Raw genomic sequence first — 15,485 nt, forward strand, 5'->3', positions numbered from 1 at the left:
AGAAAATCCCGCATTCCCCGGCCAGGACACCGCCTTACAGCCGGTTTATGGCCGAAAGGGGCAGGATGGAGGCCACACCCCACGAACAGACCTGCCCGCAGGGGCACAGAGGAAGGACAGCGCCGTGCGCGTACTCGTCGTCGAGGACGAGCAACTGCTCGCCGATGCGGTGGCCACCGGACTGCGCCGGGAGGCCATGGCCGTCGACGTCGTGTACGACGGAGCGGCCGCCCTGGAACGCATCGGGGTCAATGACTACGACGTCGTGGTGCTCGACCGGGACCTCCCGCTCGTGCACGGTGACGACGTCTGCCGCAAGATCGTCGAGCTCGGCATGCCGACCCGCGTCCTGATGCTCACCGCGTCGGGCGACGTCAGCGACCGCGTCGAGGGCCTGGAGATCGGCGCCGACGACTATCTCCCCAAGCCCTTCGCGTTCAGCGAGCTCACGGCACGCGTGCGGGCCCTCGGCCGGCGTACGAGCGTGCCGCTGCCGCCCGTCCTGGAGCGCGCCGGGATCAAGCTCGACCCGAACCGCCGCGAGATCTTCCGCGACGGCAAGGAGATCCAGCTCGCGCCCAAGGAGTTCGCCGTCCTCGAAGTGCTGCTGCGCAGCGAGGGAGCAGTCGTCTCCGCCGAGCAGCTCCTCGAGAAGGCGTGGGACGAGAACACCGACCCGTTCACGAACGTGGTGCGGGTGACCGTCATGACCCTGCGGCGAAAGCTCGGCGAGCCCGCCGTCATCGTGACGGTGCCCGGCTCCGGCTACCGGATCTGATCCCCGGTGGCCGCGACCCCGGCGCCGCCGGCTGCGCCCCCGAAACCCACCTGGGACCCCAGGAAGGCCGAACCACCCTTTCCGTGGCTGCGCCCCACGATCCGCATACGCCTCACGTTGCTGTACGGCGGCATGTTCCTGATCGCGGGCATCCTGCTGCTCTCGATCATCTACCTGCTGGCCGCGCAGGCACTGAACGTGGGCGCCGACCTGCCGTTCAAGATCGTCTCCGGGCAGGTGGCCAGCGACACCTGCAACTTCCCGAGCTCGCCGTCGGCCGGTGAGCTCAACAACGCCATGAACGCGTGCGTCAACGAACAGCGCCAGCACGCCCTGGACAACCTCCTGAGCCGCTCGCTGCTCGCCCTGCTCGGGCTCGCGGTGATCGCCTTCGCCTTCGGTTACGCGATGGCGGGCCGCGTCCTGTCGCCGCTGGGCCGCATCACGCGCACCGCGCGCAGGGTGGCCGGCACGGACCTGTCACGGCGCATCGAACTGGACGGCCCGGACGACGAGTTGAAGGAGCTCTCGGACACCTTCGACGAGATGCTGGACCGCCTGGAGCGTGCCTTCACCGCCCAGCAGCGGTTCGTCGGCAACGCGTCGCACGAGCTGCGCACCCCGCTGGCGATCAACCGCACGCTGCTCGAGGTGCACCTCTCCGACCCGGGGGCGCCCGCCGAGCTCCAGCAGCTCGGCAAGACGCTCCTCGCGACCAACGAACGCAGCGAGCAGCTCGTGGAGGGCCTGCTGCTGCTCGCCCGCAGCGACAACCAGATCGTGGAGCGCAAACCGGTCGACCTCGCCGAGGTCGCCGACCGTGCCGTCGACCAGGTGCGGGTCGAGGCGGACGCGAAGGGCGTGGAGATCCGCGGGGAGCGCGGCCCGGCCGTCGTGCAGGGCAACGGCGTCCTCCTGGAGCGGATCGCCCTGAACCTCGTCCAGAACGCCGTCAGGTACAACGTGCCGAATGGGGAAGTGCAGGGCGAAGCCCTTCAGGAGAAGGGTGGTGGCGGGCGACGGGAGGGCGGCTGGGTCGAGGTCACCACAGAGGCCCAGCACGGCCAGGCGGTCCTCGTGGTGTCGAACACGGGTCCCGTGGTGCCCGCGTACGAGATCGACAACCTCTTCGAGCCGTTCCGGCGGCTCAGGACCGAGCGCACGGGCAGCGACAAGGGCGTGGGACTCGGCCTGTCGATCGCCCGGTCGGTGGCACGGGCCCACGGGGGCCGTATCATCGCGGAGCCGCGCGAGGGGGGAGGGCTCGTGATGCGAGTCACCCTTCCTCTCTGAGATGCTGCCGCAGACGCGCCGCCATGTTCGCTTTGCGCGGAATTTTCGGGACCTGTTCCCAGAGATTTCCTGTGCGATCGATCACAGGGGCGAATTTTCGGTCATCTACTCTCCGTGATCGTGAAAGTCGTTGGAAAGCCGGGAAAATCCGGGTTTTCAGGGGTCTTGATCACGGGAAGTACACGGGGTGGCGCCTGTGAAGTGCGACATTCGGACCGTGTACGGTCCCGATCGCCATCCAAACCGATCACCTCGTCAGGGGTGCGGTTGGGTGTCGATTGAGTAACAGACCTTGATGTGAGGCAAAATCTCCGCCTCAGGTCGGGCACAAGTCCGGCCTCTCACGCGTTACGTGCGCTGAGACACCGCAGACACCCAGAGGGGGAGAGCGACATGGCAACGGACTACGACACCCCACGCAAGACCGACGATGACGTCAACGAGGACAGCATCGAGGAACTCAAGGCGCGGCGGAACGACAAGTCGACCTCGGCAGTGGACGTCGACGAGTTCGAGGCCGCAGAGGGCCTCGAGCTGCCCGGCGCGGACCTGTCGAACGAGGAGCTCGCCGTACGGGTGCTCCCGAAGCAGCAGGACGAGTTCACCTGCATGAGCTGCTTCCTGGTGCACCACCGCAGCCAGCTGGCCAAGGAGAAGAACGGCCAGCCGATCTGCCGCGACTGCGACTAGGGCAGGGTCGGCCGTGACAGGCTCGACCCCGCCGAGGAAGCGCCGCTTCCGTAAGCGCGGAGCGGACCAAGGAAGCGCCGTCCCCGACGGCGTGCGTGACGACGAGCGGGGCTCTTCCCCCACAGGAACAGCCTCGCTCGGACCAGCGGACGCACTAGAGGTGGCGCACGACGAGACGGCGGCCGACAAGGCGTCCAGGACCCATGGGTCCAAGGGCCGCGTTGCCGCCGTCACGGACGGAGTCATGGCGGGCGTACGCATGAGCGGACGCGGCGCCAAGGCCGCCATCGGCTATCTCGCCGACCGGATCATCGAGACCGCCCCGCGGGTCCCGATCCGCGATCTGAGCACCCTTCGCAAACAGTTCCCGGGCCTGGACGCAGAGCGGCTCGCGGACAAACTCATCTCCGGCGCGGCCAACGCGACCTCGACGGTCGGTGCCGGGGTCGGCGCCGCGGCGATGATGCCCGTGCCGCCCGCGATGCCCGCGGAGATGGCCGCCGAGATCACCGGGGTCGCGGCGATCGAGCTGAAGCTGATCGCCGAACTCCACGAGGTCTACGGCATGCGCCCGCCGGGCAACCTCAAGGAGCGCAGCTCCGCCTACCTCACCGCGTGGACCGAGGAGCGCGGCATCGACGTGGTCAAGCCCGCGTCGATCAACGCGGCGCTCGGCGGCCACATGAAGCGCGAGCTGCGCCAGCAGATCATGAAGCGCATGGTGCGGAACCTCCCGAACCTGATGCCCTTCATGGTGGGCGCCGCGGTCGGGGCGGTGATGAACCGCCGGGACACCAGGAAGCTCGCTGAGCGGGTCCGTGCGGACCTGCGGAGGTCACAGGTGCCCTGGAACGCCCTGCCCGAGCTGCCGCCCCTTGAGCAGCCCGTGAAGCCGTTCGACCCCCTGCACCCGTTGCGCGACGGCAAGCCGCCCAAGGAGCTGGGGCGCTGACGCGGCAGGACCCCGAAGAAGGTCCCCGGCAGCAGCCCCCGAGGCAGCCGCCCCCCCGAGGCAGCAGATCCCTAAGAAGAAGTCCGTACCGCCGTGAGCGCCGCCGCCAGCGCCTCGGGGTGCCGCGTCGACACGTACACGTACGGAGTCGGGTCCTGCGGGTCCGTGATCTCGACGCGCAGTGCCGTGGGGATGTAGGCGCGCAGCAGCATGAAGGCGCGCGGGTCGGCCTTCGGGCCGCGCCAGGCGCGCGCCTCCTCGGCGTCGAGTACCACCGGCTCGCCAAGGGCGGAGACCGGGATCTTCGCGTCGCCCGCGACGAGCGAACCCGCCACCACGCGGATCCGCGGGGAGCCGTACGAACTGGTGACGACCGCGGCGACCGCCGTCCCGGCGACCAGGCCGCCGAGCAGCGGCAGGGTGCCGAAGGGGAGCATGATCAGCGCCGTCGCGACGCCGACCAGGAGCGAGACAAGCCACCAGGAACGGGGCGCCGTCAGGCGTTCTTCGTAAGGCTGCATGTATGCAAGCTTGGCACGATGAGCTGAGTGAGCGGACTCGCGGGTAAGGTCTGCGCCTGTGAGTGGTACTTCAGCAGCTCTGACGCCCCCGGCCGACGCAATAGCGCCCGTCCGCCACCCCGACGCGCCCGCCCCCGGCGAGCTCATCGGAGCCCACTACGAGCACTGTTTCGGCTGCGGCGAAGGACAGGCCCACGGGCTGCACCTCGCGACGCGTGCCGGTGAAGGCGTGGGCGTCACCGCCGAGTTCACCGTCCGGGAGGCCCACCAGGGTGCTCCGGGCCTCGCCCACGGCGGCGTGCTCGCCACGGCGCTCGACGAGACGCTCGGCTCGCTGAACTGGCTGCTGCGCGTGATCGCCGTGACCGGCCGCCTCGAGACCGACTTCGTGCGCCCCGTGCCGCTGGGCACCGTGCTCTTCCTCGAGGCCGAGGTGACCGCCGTCTCCGGACGGAAGATCTACTCCCGGGCCACCGGGCGAATCGGCGGCCCCGAGGGGCCCGTGGCCGTCCGTGCCGAAGCCCTCTTCATCGAGGTCAAGGTCGACCACTTCATCGACAACGGCCGCCCGGAGGAGATCCGGGCCGCCATGGACGACCCGGACCAGATCCGCCGCGCACGTGCCTTCGAGGTGAACCCGTGACCCCCGCACCCCGTCCGGAGCTCGACGTGCTGATCCGTCGTGTCGACTCCGATGTACCGCTGCCGTCGTACGCGCAGCCCGGCGACGCCGGAGCGGATCTGCGGACCACCGAAGCGTGCGAACTCGCCCCGGGCGAGCGGGCGGTACTGCCCACCGGGGTGTCTGTCGCGCTGCCTGAGGGGTACGCGGCCTTCGTGCACCCGCGTTCCGGGCTCGCGGCCCGCTGCGGTGTCGCCCTGGTGAATGCCCCGGGGACGGTGGATGCCGGGTACCGTGGAGAGATCAAGGTGATCGTGGTGAATCTCGACCCGCGCGAGCGCGTGCGGTTCGAGCGCTTCGACCGGATTGCCCAACTGGTCGTCCAGCAGGTCGAGAAGGTGCGCTTCCGCGAGGTGGCGGAGCTTCCCGGCTCGGCGCGGGCCGAGGGGGGCTTCGGGTCCACCGGCGGCCATGCCGCCGTGGGCGCCGGCTCGGGTGACACAACGGGTGGGAATCGATACGCATCGGTCGTATCTGACCGGGAAGGACAGTGACGTGTTCGGACGTCGCAAGAAGGACAGTGCCGCCGAGGACGCGGCGGGCGAGGCCGAGCAGGTCGTCGAGGGCCCTGACGGTTCTGACAGCGACGACACGGCCGCGGCGCCGTCGCGCGTGAGGCTCGAGCCCGAGCCCCGCCCCGACGGGCCCTGGGACGTCTCCGAGGTCCGGGAGCCCGGCGAGGGCCGGGTCGACCTCGGTGGCCTCTTCGTACCTGGTGTCGAAGGCATGGAGCTGCGGGTGGAGGTCGCGGGAGACGCGATCGTCGCCGCGACCGTCGTGCTCCAGGACAGCGCCATCCAGCTGCAGGGCTTCGCCGCCCCCAAGAAGCAGGGCATCTGGGGCGAGGTCCGCGAGGAGATCGCCTCGGGCATCACGCAGCAGGGCGGTGTCATCGACGAGGTCGAGGGCCCCCTCGGCTGGGAGCTCCGTGCGCAGGTGCCGGTGCAGCTGCCGGACGGCACGGGTGGCGTGCAGGTCGTGCGCTTCATCGGTGTCGACGGTCCGCGGTGGTTCCTGCGCGGGGTCATCTCCGGCCAGGGCGCGGTGCAGCCGCAGGCCGCGGGTCTCCTGGAGCAGATCTTCCGGGACACCGTCATCGTGCGCGGTGACGGCCCGATGGCGCCTCGTGACCCGATCGTCCTGAAGCTGCCGGACGACGCCCAGATGGTCGCCGAGGGCGGTGTCCAGCAGGAGCAGCAGGAGGGCTCGCGCTTCTCCGGTGGCATGGGCCAGCTCCAGCGGGGCCCTGAGATCACCGAGGTCCGCTAGGCGCCCCATCTGAACAAGCAGTACAGGCCGATGGGCCGCATTCCCTTACGGGAGTGCGGCCCATCGGCGTTTTCGCAGGTGGGGGCGCGGAGGCGCACGTACGTAAGAGAGTCGTCAACGGAGTGCCGACGGACGTAAGGGAGCCGTCAACGGCGGTCGTTTCCGGCCAGGGAGGGGGTTTGCTCAAGGCGCCGGATCAATCGCATCTCATCTCTCATCTAGGAGCACACGATGGCCGACGTGGCCTTCGTCGTCACCACGCTCGCGGTCTTCGCGCTGGTGGCGCTCATCGCCAAGGGGGTGGCGAAGCTGTGACTGCCGAGAACATCGTCGGTCTCGTCGTGGCCGTCGCCCTGCTGGGCTATCTCGTACTCGCTCTTGTGTTCCCGGAGAGGTTCTGAGTACGGCCATGAGCCCTGTTCCAGCTGGTGTGCTCCAGTTCCTGGCGCTGATCGTGGCGCTCGCCCTGGCATACCGTCCGCTCGGCGACCACATGGCCCGGGTCTACTCCTCCGACAAGCACCTGCGCGTGGAGAAGTGGATCTACAAGGGCATCGGCGCCAACCCGAACGCCGAGATGCGCTGGCCCGCCTACCTGCGCGGAGTCCTTGCCTTCTCCGCCGTGAGCGTGCTGTTCCTGTATCTCCTGCAGCGGCTCCAGGGCTCACTGCCCGGTTCGCTCGGCTTCAAGGCGATCGACCCCGACCAGGCCTTCAACACCGCCGCGTCCTTCGTGGCGAACACCAACTGGCAGTCGTACTACGGCGAACAGGCCATGGGCCACGTCGTGCAGACCGGCGGCCTCGCGGTGCAGAACTTCGTGTCCGCCGCCGTCGGCATCGCCGTCGCCGTGGCCCTCGTACGCGGCTTCGCCCGCTCCCGCACGGGTGAGCTGGGAAACTTCTGGGCCGACCTGGTGCGCGGTGTCGTACGGGTCCTGATCCCGATATCGGTGATCGGCGCGGTCGTCCTCGTCGCCTGTGGCGCGATACAGAACTTCTCCGGCATCCACGGGGTCGGCCAGTTCATGGGCGGCAGCCAGGAGTGGAACGGCGGGGCGGTGGCCTCGCAGGAGGTCATCAAGGAACTGGGCACCAACGGAGGCGGTTACTTCAACGCCAACTCCGCCCACCCCTTCGAGAATCCGAACGGATTCTCCAACCTCTTCGAGGTCTTCCTGATCCTGGTGATCCCCTTCGCGATCACGAGGACCTTCGGACGGATGGTCGGTTCCCTCAGGCAGGGGTACGCGATCCTCGCCACGATGGTGACCATCTGGGTCGGGTTCACCGCGCTGATGATGTGGACGGAGTTCCACCACGGGGCTCCCGCCCTCGACATCGCGGGCGGGGCGATGGAGGGCAAGGAGACGCGGTTCGGGATCGCCGGCTCGGCGATCTTCTCCGTCGCCACGACGCTGACCTCGACGGGCGCGGTCAACTCCTTCCACTCCTCCAACACCGGGTTCGGCGGCGGACTTGATCTCCTTGGCATGCAGCTGGGGGAGATCGCACCGGGCGGCACGGGTTCGGGTCTGTACGGCATGCTGATCATGGCGATCATCGCGGTGTTCATCGCCGGGCTCATGGTCGGCCGTACGCCGGAGTACCTGGGCAAGAAGATCGGCACCCGCGAGATCAAGCTGGCGGCCTGCTACATCCTCGTCACCCCGGCCCTGGTGCTCGGCTTCACCGCGGTGTCGATGGCGCTGCCCACGCCCAAGGACTCGATGCTCAACTCCGGGGCGCACGGCTTCTCGGAGATCCTCTACGCCTACACCTCGGGCGCCAACAACAACGGCTCGGCGTTCGCCGGACTCAGCGCCGACACCAACTGGTTCAACACCACGATCGGTCTCGCGATGCTGCTCGGCCGCTTCCTGCCGATGGTGTTCGTCCTCGCGCTCGCGGGTTCGCTGGCCGAGCAGAAGCCCGTCCCGGCGACGGCGGGCACTCTGCGTACGGAGAAACCGCTGTTCACCGGCCTGTTGATCGGCTCCATCATGATCATCACCGGTCTGACGTACTTTCCCGCGCTTGCGCTGGGGCCGCTTGCCGAGGGGCTGGCGTCATGACCACCGACACAGAGAAGCCGATCGACACACAGAAGCCGATCAACACAGAGAAGGCAGAGGAGCCCGGCTCCATGTCCACCGTTACTCCCACCCGCGCGCCGCACCAGGACGTGCCCGGCGGCCATGAGGGCCATCAGGGCGGCGGCCGGGTCGGCGGGGGTCTGTTCGACCCCAAGCAGCTCCTGAAGTCCTTCCCGGACGCCGTGCGGAAACTCGATCCGCGGGTGATGGTCAAGTCGCCCGTCATGTTCGTGGTGCTCGTCGGTTCGGTGATCACCACCGTCCTCGCGGTCAAGGACCCGGGGGACTGGTTCGGCTGGGCGATCGCGGTCTGGCTCTGGCTGACCACGATCTTCGCGAACCTGGCGGAGGCGGTGGCCGAGGGTCGCGGCAAGGCGCAGGCGGACACGCTGCGCAAGGCCAAGACCGACACGGTCGCGCGCCGCCTGGACGGCACGGCCGAGGAGCAGGTGCCCGGCACCGCGCTGCGCATCGGCGATCTGGTCGTCTGTGAGGCGGGCGACGTGATCCCCGGCGACGGTGACGTCGTCGACGGTGTCGCGAGCGTCGACGAGTCGGCGATCACCGGCGAATCGGCCCCGGTCATCCGGGAGTCGGGCGGCGACAGGTCCGCCGTCACCGGCGGCACGAAGGTCCTCTCCGACCGCATCGTCATCAAGATCACGACGAAGCCCGGCGAGACCTTCATCGACCGCATGATCAACCTGGTCGAGGGCGCGGCCCGGCAGAAGACGCCCAACGAGATCGCCCTCAACATCCTGCTCGCGTCCCTCACCATCGTCTTCTTGCTCGCGGTCGTCACGCTCCAGCCGTTCGCCGTGTACGCCGGTGCCGAGCAGTCCATGATCGTGCTTGCCGCGCTCCTGGTCTGCCTGATCCCGACGACCATCGGCGCGCTGCTCTCCGCGATCGGCATCGCGGGCATGGACCGCCTGGTCCAGCGCAACGTGCTCGCCATGTCAGGGCGGGCGGTCGAGGCCGCCGGTGATGTGTCCACGTTGCTTCTGGACAAGACCGGCACCATCACCCTCGGCAACCGTCAGGCCGCCGAGTTCGTGCCCGTACGCGGGACGGCCGAGGCCGAGCTCGCGGATGCCGCCCAGCTCTCGTCGCTGGCCGACGAGACGCCCGAGGGGCGCTCCGTCGTCGTACTGGCGAAGGAGAGGTACGGGCTCCGCGAGCGTCACCAGGGGGAGTTGGAGGGGGCCGAATGGGTCGCCTTCACCGCGCAGACGCGGATGTCGGGCGTCGACCTCGTCGAGGGCGGCGCCGGGCGCAAGGTCCGTAAGGGCGCGGCCGGTTCGGTCGTCGCCTGGGTCACGCGGAACGGCGGCACGGTCTCCGAGGACGCCCAAGCTCTGACCGACACGATCTCGCAGGCCGGCGGCACACCACTCCTGGTCGCCGCCGACGACGAGAAGGGGGCCCGTGTCCTCGGTGTCATCCACCTGAAGGACGTCGTCAAGGAAGGCATGCGGGAGCGGTTCGACGAGCTGCGGCGCATGGGCATCAAGACGGTCATGATCACCGGTGACAACCCGCTGACCGCCAAGGCCATCGCGGACGAGGCGGGCGTGGACGACTTCCTCGCCGAGGCCACGCCCGAGGACAAGATGGCGCTGATCAAGCGGGAACAGGCGGGCGGCAAGCTCGTCGCGATGACCGGTGACGGCACGAACGACGCGCCCGCGCTCGCCCAGGCTGACGTGGGCGTGGCCATGAACACCGGGACCTCGGCCGCCAAGGAGGCCGGGAACATGGTGGACCTGGACTCCAACCCGACCAAGCTCATCGAGATCGTCGAGATCGGCAAGCAACTTCTGATCACCCGGGGTGCGTTGACGACCTTCTCGATCGCCAACGACGTCGCGAAGTACTTCGCGATCATCCCCGCCATGTTCGCCGTGGTCCATCCCGGTCTCGACAAGCTCAACATCATGAACCTGTCCTCTCCGGAGACGGCCATTCTGTCGGCCGTCGTCTTCAACGCGCTGATCATCGTCGCCCTGGTGCCGCTGGCCCTGAAGGGCGTGCGATACCGGCCGATGAGCGCGGACAGGATGCTGCGGCGCAATCTCGGCGTCTACGGAGTCGGCGGTCTCGTCGCCCCGTTCATCGGCATCAAGATCATCGACATGGTCATCTCCCTCATCCCCGGGCTGTAGTTCCTGAAAGCGTGCTGATCGTCATGAACAACTCCGTCGGAAGTACGGCACGGCTGCTGGGCGCGGGTCTGCGTGCCCTGCTCGTGCTGACCGTGATCTGCGGTGTCATCTATCCGCTCGCCGTCACCGGAATCGCCCAGGGCCTGTTCCGCGACGAGGCCAACGGCTCCGAGATCAGGAGCGGGGGCGAGGTCGTCGGCTCCGAACTCATCGGGCAGCGGTACGACTTGCCGCTGAAGGAGGGCGAGGAGACCGCCGCGCCCGACCTGAGGTGGTTCCAGCCCCGGCCGTCCAACGGCCTCGGCTCCAACCAGGATTCGGGGGTGAACACCCAGTACGACCTGATCCTGTCGGGCGCGACGAACCTGTCCGGTGACAACAAGGACCTGATCGCGGACGTCAGGGCCGCCAAGGCGGCCGTGGTCAAGGACAACTCCACGGCCGGCTTCAGGGTGCGCCCGTCGGACGTGCCGGCCGAGGCCGTCACGTCGTCCGGCTCGGGTCTGGACCCTCACATCTCCCCGGAGTACGCGGAACTTCAGGCCCACCGAGTGGCCGAGAAGAACGGTCTGGCCGTGCGCGCGGTCGAGAAGCTGGTCGACGAGCACACCGACGGGCGGATCCTCGGCTTCATGGGCGAGCCCCGCGTCAATGTCCTCCAGCTCAATGTGGGGCTGAAGGGGCTTGTCGCCGACAAGGGCTGATCTCGGGCCGCCATCGCGTACGTCCGTACTGTGCCGGTCACGCGGGGCAGGCCGGTGCGGTGAGCGGACAGCGCGTGCCCGACCTTGCGCGAACAGGGCGGCTCGGGCGCGGAGTTCACGGTTCTGGACCGGGCCGGACCGGTGCAGCTGCCGCACGACTGCGTAGAGCACCCGCCGTTACGTGCATGGCACCGCTGACGTCACACCTTGACGGACGTCAGGTCCGTACCTATGGTCACGGCCCAACACGCGTGTTCAGACAGGCACTTGAAGTTCACATACAAGAATGGATGGCCCTTCGCATGGCTGACACCCCCACACCCGTGCGCCACCACCGCAGACCCCGCACGGCAGTCCTCGCGACCCTCGCCACCGTGGTGACCGCTCTGGTCGCCGCCCTCCTGGCCTGGCCCGGCGCCGAACGCGCCGACGCCGCGCCGAGCACCTTCGCGCACCCCGGAGTCACCGTCTCCCGTGGACAGCTGGACTTCACCAGGGAGAAGGTCAACGCCGGCGCCCAGCCCTGGAAGGGCGCCTACGACCAGATGATGGGCAGCAAGTACGCCTCCCTCTCGCGCACACCGAAGCCCCGCGCGGTCGTCGAGTGCGGCTCCTACTCCAACCCCAACTACGGCTGCACGGACGAGCGCGAGGACGCGATAGCCGCGTACACCACAGCCCTGGCCTGGTACATCACCCGTGACGACCGCTACGCCAAGAAGTCCATCGAGCTGATGGACGCCTGGTCCGGCACGATCAAGGACCACACCAACAGCAACGCTCCGCTGCAGACCGGCTGGGCGGGATCTTCCTGGCCCAGGGCAGCCGAGATCATCAAGCACACGTACACCGGCGGCTGGGCCAACTCGGGCCGCTTCGCGACGATGCTGCGCACCGTCTACCTGCCCGAGATCATCAACGGCTCCAACTCCAACGGCAACTGGGAGCTGTCGATGATGGAGGCCGCCATCGGCATCTCCGTCTTCATCGAGGACAAGGGGTCCTACGACAAGGCGATGGCGAAGTTCCGCACGCGCACCGCCGCCTACGTCTACCTCGCCTCCGACGGAGACCTGCCCAAGACCGTGCCCAGCCAGAACCTGGACACCCGCGCCAAGATCGTCAAGTACTGGCAGGGGCAGGGCACCTTCACCACCGGACTCACCCAGGAGACGTGCCGCGACTTCACCCACACCGGATACGGACTCTCCGCGATCTCCCATGTCGCCGAGACCAGCCGTATCCAGGGCGACGACCTCTACAAGACGGACGTCGGTGAGCGGCTGCGCCAAGGCCTCGGCTTCCAGGCCAAGTACGAGCTGGGCGAGGCCCCGCCGAGCTCGCTCTGCGGCGGCTCGGTCCACCGGGGCCTCGGACCCGTCACCGAGGTCGGCTACAACGCGCTCCACAACCGCCTCGGCCACGCCATGACCAACACCCAGAAGCTCACCGAGCAGAACCGCCCGGCAGGTTCCAACAACCTGTTCGTCGCCTGGGAGACCCTGACCCACGCGGGCAACCCCAGCTGAACCGGACCCTGTGGGGCCGGGCGCACCGTGACCGTACGGGCGCCCGGCCCCACAGGGCTGTGCGGGGAGCGGGCATGTCCGAGACCGCGGTCCACGTGGAGGGACGGCACCGGGCACCCGTGACCTGACACATCAGGGTTGCGTCAAAGAGCACGTGTGGGCACCCCTTCGTCCCCTATGCGCGAATTGGTGGCCGTAAGGTCGACTCTGCGTACACCGCAGTTTCGGGAAGACAATGGGGCCATGGCACGCGGCAAGCTTCGGATATACCTCGGTTCGGCACCGGGCGTCGGCAAGACGTACGCGATGCTGTCCGAGGCGCACCGCCGCATCGAGCGCGGCACCGACTGCGTGGTGGCCTTCGTGGAGCACCATGACCGGCCGCGCACCGAGGTGATGCTGCACGGCCTGGAGCAGGTGCCCCGCAGGGAGCTCGACCACCGCGGCACCCTCTTCACCGAGATGGACGTCGACGCCGTCCTTGGGCGCGCGCCCGCCGTCGCCCTCGTGGACGAACTGGCGCACACGAACGTCCCCGGCTCGCGCAACGCCAAGCGCTGGCAGGACGTCGAGGAACTCCTCAGCGCGGGCATCGACGTCGTCTCGACCGTGAACATCCAGCACCTGGAGTCCCTCGGTGACGTCGTCGAGTCGATCACCGGCGTACGCCAGCGCGAGACCGTGCCGGACGAAGTGGTGCGGCGCGCGGACCAGATCGAACTCGTCGACATGTCGCCACAGGCGCTGCGCCGCCGCATGGCCCACGGAAACATCTACAAGCCCGACCGGGTCGACGCGGCCCTGTCCAACTACTTCCGGCCCGGCAACCTCACCGCCCTGCGCGAACTCGCGCTCCTCTGGGTCGCCGACCGGGTCGACGAATACCTCCAGCAGTACCGCGGCGAGCACGGCATCCGCTCCACCTGGCAGGCCCGCGAGCGCATAGCCGTCGGGCTCACCGGCGGCCCCGAGGGCCGCACCCTGATCCGCCGCGCGTCCCGGATGGCCGCCAAGGGCTCCGGCAGCGAGATCCTCGCCGTCTACATCGCCCGCAGCGACGGCCTGACCGCGGCCTCGCCCAAGGAGCTGGCGGTCCAGCGCACCCTGGTGGAGGACCTGGGCGGCACCTTCCACCACGTCATCGGCGACGACATACCGGCCGCGCTGCTCGACTTCGCCCGCGGCGTCAACGCCACGCAGATCGTCCTCGGCTCCTCGCGCCGCAAGACCTGGCAGTACATCTTCGGGCCTGGCGTCGGCGCGACGGTGGCCCGCGAATCGGGCCCCGACCTGGACGTCCACATCGTCACGCACGACGAGGTCGCCAAGGGCCGCGGCCTCCCCGTGGCACGCGGGGCACGGCTCGGGCGGTCCCGGAGCATCTGGGGCTGGCTGGTGGGCGTGGGCGGCCCGGCGCTCCTGACGCTGCTCCTCACCCATGTCGACGCGGACCTGGGTCTCGCCAACGACATGCTGCTGTTCCTGACGCTGACCGTCGCCGCCGCGCTGCTCGGCGGCCTCCTGCCGGCCCTGGCTTCGGCGGCGTTCGGCTCGCTGCTCCTGAACTACTACTTCGCGCCGCCGACGCACCTGTGGACGATCTCCGACTCCAAGAACATCGTCGCGATCATCGTCTTCGTGGGCGTCGCCATTTCCGTCGCCTCCGTCGTGGACCTCGCCGCCCGCCGCACCCACCAGGCCGCGAGGCTGCGCGCCGAGTCGGAGATACTCTCCTTCCTCGCGGGCAGCGTGCTGCGCGGCGAGACCAGCCTGGACGCCCTCCTGGAGCGCGTACGCGAGACCTTCAGCATGGACTCGGTGGCCCTCCTGGAGCGCGCGAGCGACGTCGCCCCCTGGACCTGCGCGGGCCGGGTCGGCGAGGGGCGCACGCTGGAGCGCCCCGAGGACGCGGACGTGGACATGCCCGTCGGCGACCACATGGCGCTCGCCCTGTCCGGCCGGGTACTGCCCGCCGAGGACCGCAGGGTGCTCGCCGCGTTCGCCGCGCAGGCCGTCGTGGTCCTCGACCGCCGGCGCCTCCAGGACGAGGCACAGCAGGCCCGCACCCTCGCCGAGGGCAACCGCATCCGCACCGCGCTGCTCGCCGCCGTCAGCCACGACCTGCGTACCCCCCTCGCAGGCATCAAGGCCGCCGTCACCTCCCTGCGCTCCGACGACGTGGCCTGGTCCGAGGAGGACCAGGCCGAGCTCCTCGAAGGCATCGAGGACGGCGCCGACCGCCTGGACCACCTGGTCGGCAACCTCCTGGACATGTCCCGCCTGCAGACCGGCACCGTCACGCCGCTGATCCGCGCGATCGACCTCGACGAGGTCGTCCCGATGGCGCTCGGCGGCGTCCCCGACGGCAGTGCGGACCTCGACATCCCCGAGACGCTGCCGATGGTCTCCGTGGACAAGGGCCTCCTGGAGCGCGCGGTCGCCAACATCGTCGAGAACGCGGTCAAGTACAGCCGCGCCGCCGAACCGGTCCTGGTCTCCGCGAGCACGCTCGGCGACCGCGTCGAACTGCGCGTCGTGGACCGCGGCCCCGGCGTCCCCGATGCCGCCAAGGACCGCATCTTCGAGCCCTTCCAGCGCTACGGTGACGCTCCGCGCGGCGCGGGCGTGGGCCTGGGCCTCGCGGTCGCCCGCGGCTTCGTGGAGTCCATGGGCGGCACGCTGGAGGCCGAGGACACCCCCGGCGGCGGCCTCACCATGGTCCTCACCCTGCGGGCCGCGGCGGGCGGACCGCAGGCGCTGCCGGACCTCTCCACGCAGGCCGCCTCATGACCACCCCAACGGCCACA

At 69.2% G+C, this 15,485-nt stretch carries 14 protein-coding genes; 13 read left to right on the forward strand and 1 reads right to left on the reverse strand.

Translation table 11 applies throughout. From position 1 onward, the window contains the following. Positions 1-124: 124 nt before the first annotated feature. From ACZ5U5_RS29210 to ACZ5U5_RS29225, 4 genes are all read left to right on the forward strand, one after another. The gene (locus ACZ5U5_RS29210; protein ID WP_135331070.1) at positions 125-778 is read left to right on the forward strand and encodes a response regulator transcription factor; all 654 of its coding nucleotides are present in this window, start codon (positions 125-127) and stop codon (positions 776-778) included. 6 nt (positions 779-784) lie between these two features. Further along, the gene (locus ACZ5U5_RS29215) at positions 785-2,071 is read left to right on the forward strand and encodes a sensor histidine kinase (RefSeq protein ID WP_469027378.1); all 1,287 of its coding nucleotides are present in this window, start codon (positions 785-787) and stop codon (positions 2,069-2,071) included. Between the two features lie 393 nt (positions 2,072-2,464). Next, positions 2,465-2,761: a DUF4193 domain-containing protein gene (locus ACZ5U5_RS29220; RefSeq protein ID WP_055563079.1), complete on the forward strand. Its 297-nt coding sequence runs from the start codon at positions 2,465-2,467 to the stop codon at positions 2,759-2,761. A 13-nt stretch (positions 2,762-2,774) separates the two neighbouring features. After that, positions 2,775-3,713, forward strand: a complete 939-nt coding sequence (locus ACZ5U5_RS29225; protein ID WP_469027380.1) for a hypothetical protein — start codon at positions 2,775-2,777, stop codon at positions 3,711-3,713. Between the two features lie 71 nt (positions 3,714-3,784). Here the strand turns inward: ACZ5U5_RS29225 and ACZ5U5_RS29230 are convergent, their stop codons facing one another. Continuing rightward, positions 3,785-4,234 carry a DUF3093 domain-containing protein gene (locus tag ACZ5U5_RS29230; RefSeq protein WP_469027383.1) on the reverse strand — a complete coding sequence of 150 codons (450 nt, stop codon included), beginning with the start codon at positions 4,232-4,234 and terminating at the stop codon, positions 3,785-3,787. 58 nt (positions 4,235-4,292) lie between these two features. Here ACZ5U5_RS29230 and ACZ5U5_RS29235 point away from each other — a divergent pair, with 58 nt between their 5' ends. The 9 genes from ACZ5U5_RS29235 to ACZ5U5_RS29275 all read left to right on the forward strand — a co-directional run bounded on the left by ACZ5U5_RS29235 (position 4,293) and on the right by ACZ5U5_RS29275 (position 15,468). Further along, positions 4,293-4,877, forward strand: coding sequence for a PaaI family thioesterase (locus ACZ5U5_RS29235; protein ID WP_363209930.1), 585 nt, complete (start codon positions 4,293-4,295; stop codon positions 4,875-4,877). A 26-nt stretch (positions 4,878-4,903) separates the two neighbouring features. Next, positions 4,904-5,410 carry a dUTP diphosphatase gene (gene dut, locus ACZ5U5_RS29240; protein ID WP_469028032.1) on the forward strand — a complete coding sequence of 169 codons (507 nt, stop codon included), beginning with the start codon at positions 4,904-4,906 and terminating at the stop codon, positions 5,408-5,410. Between the two features lies 1 nt (position 5,411). Continuing rightward, on the forward strand, positions 5,412-6,185 hold the full coding sequence (locus ACZ5U5_RS29245) for a DUF3710 domain-containing protein (RefSeq protein ID WP_469027386.1): 774 nt from the start codon (positions 5,412-5,414) through the stop codon (positions 6,183-6,185). 311 nt (positions 6,186-6,496) lie between these two features. Then, positions 6,497-6,586 (forward strand): K(+)-transporting ATPase subunit F, encoded by a 90-nt coding sequence (kdpF, locus tag ACZ5U5_RS29250; protein ID WP_033264828.1) that lies wholly within the window; start codon positions 6,497-6,499, stop codon positions 6,584-6,586. An 8-nt stretch (positions 6,587-6,594) separates the two neighbouring features. Beyond that, entirely contained in the window at positions 6,595-8,259 is a 1,665-nt protein-coding gene (gene kdpA / locus ACZ5U5_RS29255) for a potassium-transporting ATPase subunit KdpA (RefSeq protein ID WP_469027388.1), read from the forward strand. Then, positions 8,256-10,445, forward strand: coding sequence for a potassium-transporting ATPase subunit KdpB (gene kdpB, locus ACZ5U5_RS29260; RefSeq protein WP_469027390.1), 2,190 nt, complete (start codon positions 8,256-8,258; stop codon positions 10,443-10,445). The genes kdpA and kdpB overlap by 4 nt, the downstream gene beginning before the upstream one ends. A gap of 23 nt (positions 10,446-10,468) precedes the next feature. Then, complete coding sequence (locus ACZ5U5_RS29265; protein WP_469027393.1) at positions 10,469-11,149, forward strand: potassium-transporting ATPase subunit C; 681 nt, start codon at positions 10,469-10,471, stop codon at positions 11,147-11,149. Positions 11,150-11,451: 302 nt separating this feature from the next. Next, complete coding sequence (locus ACZ5U5_RS29270) at positions 11,452-12,678, forward strand: alginate lyase family protein (RefSeq protein WP_469027395.1); 1,227 nt, start codon at positions 11,452-11,454, stop codon at positions 12,676-12,678. 243 nt (positions 12,679-12,921) lie between these two features. Beyond that, on the forward strand, positions 12,922-15,468 hold the full coding sequence (locus ACZ5U5_RS29275; RefSeq protein ID WP_469027397.1) for an ATP-binding protein: 2,547 nt from the start codon (positions 12,922-12,924) through the stop codon (positions 15,466-15,468). The last annotated feature ends 17 nt before the right edge of the window (positions 15,469-15,485 follow it).

Source organism: Streptomyces sp. NPDC033177, from assembly GCF_055577715.1.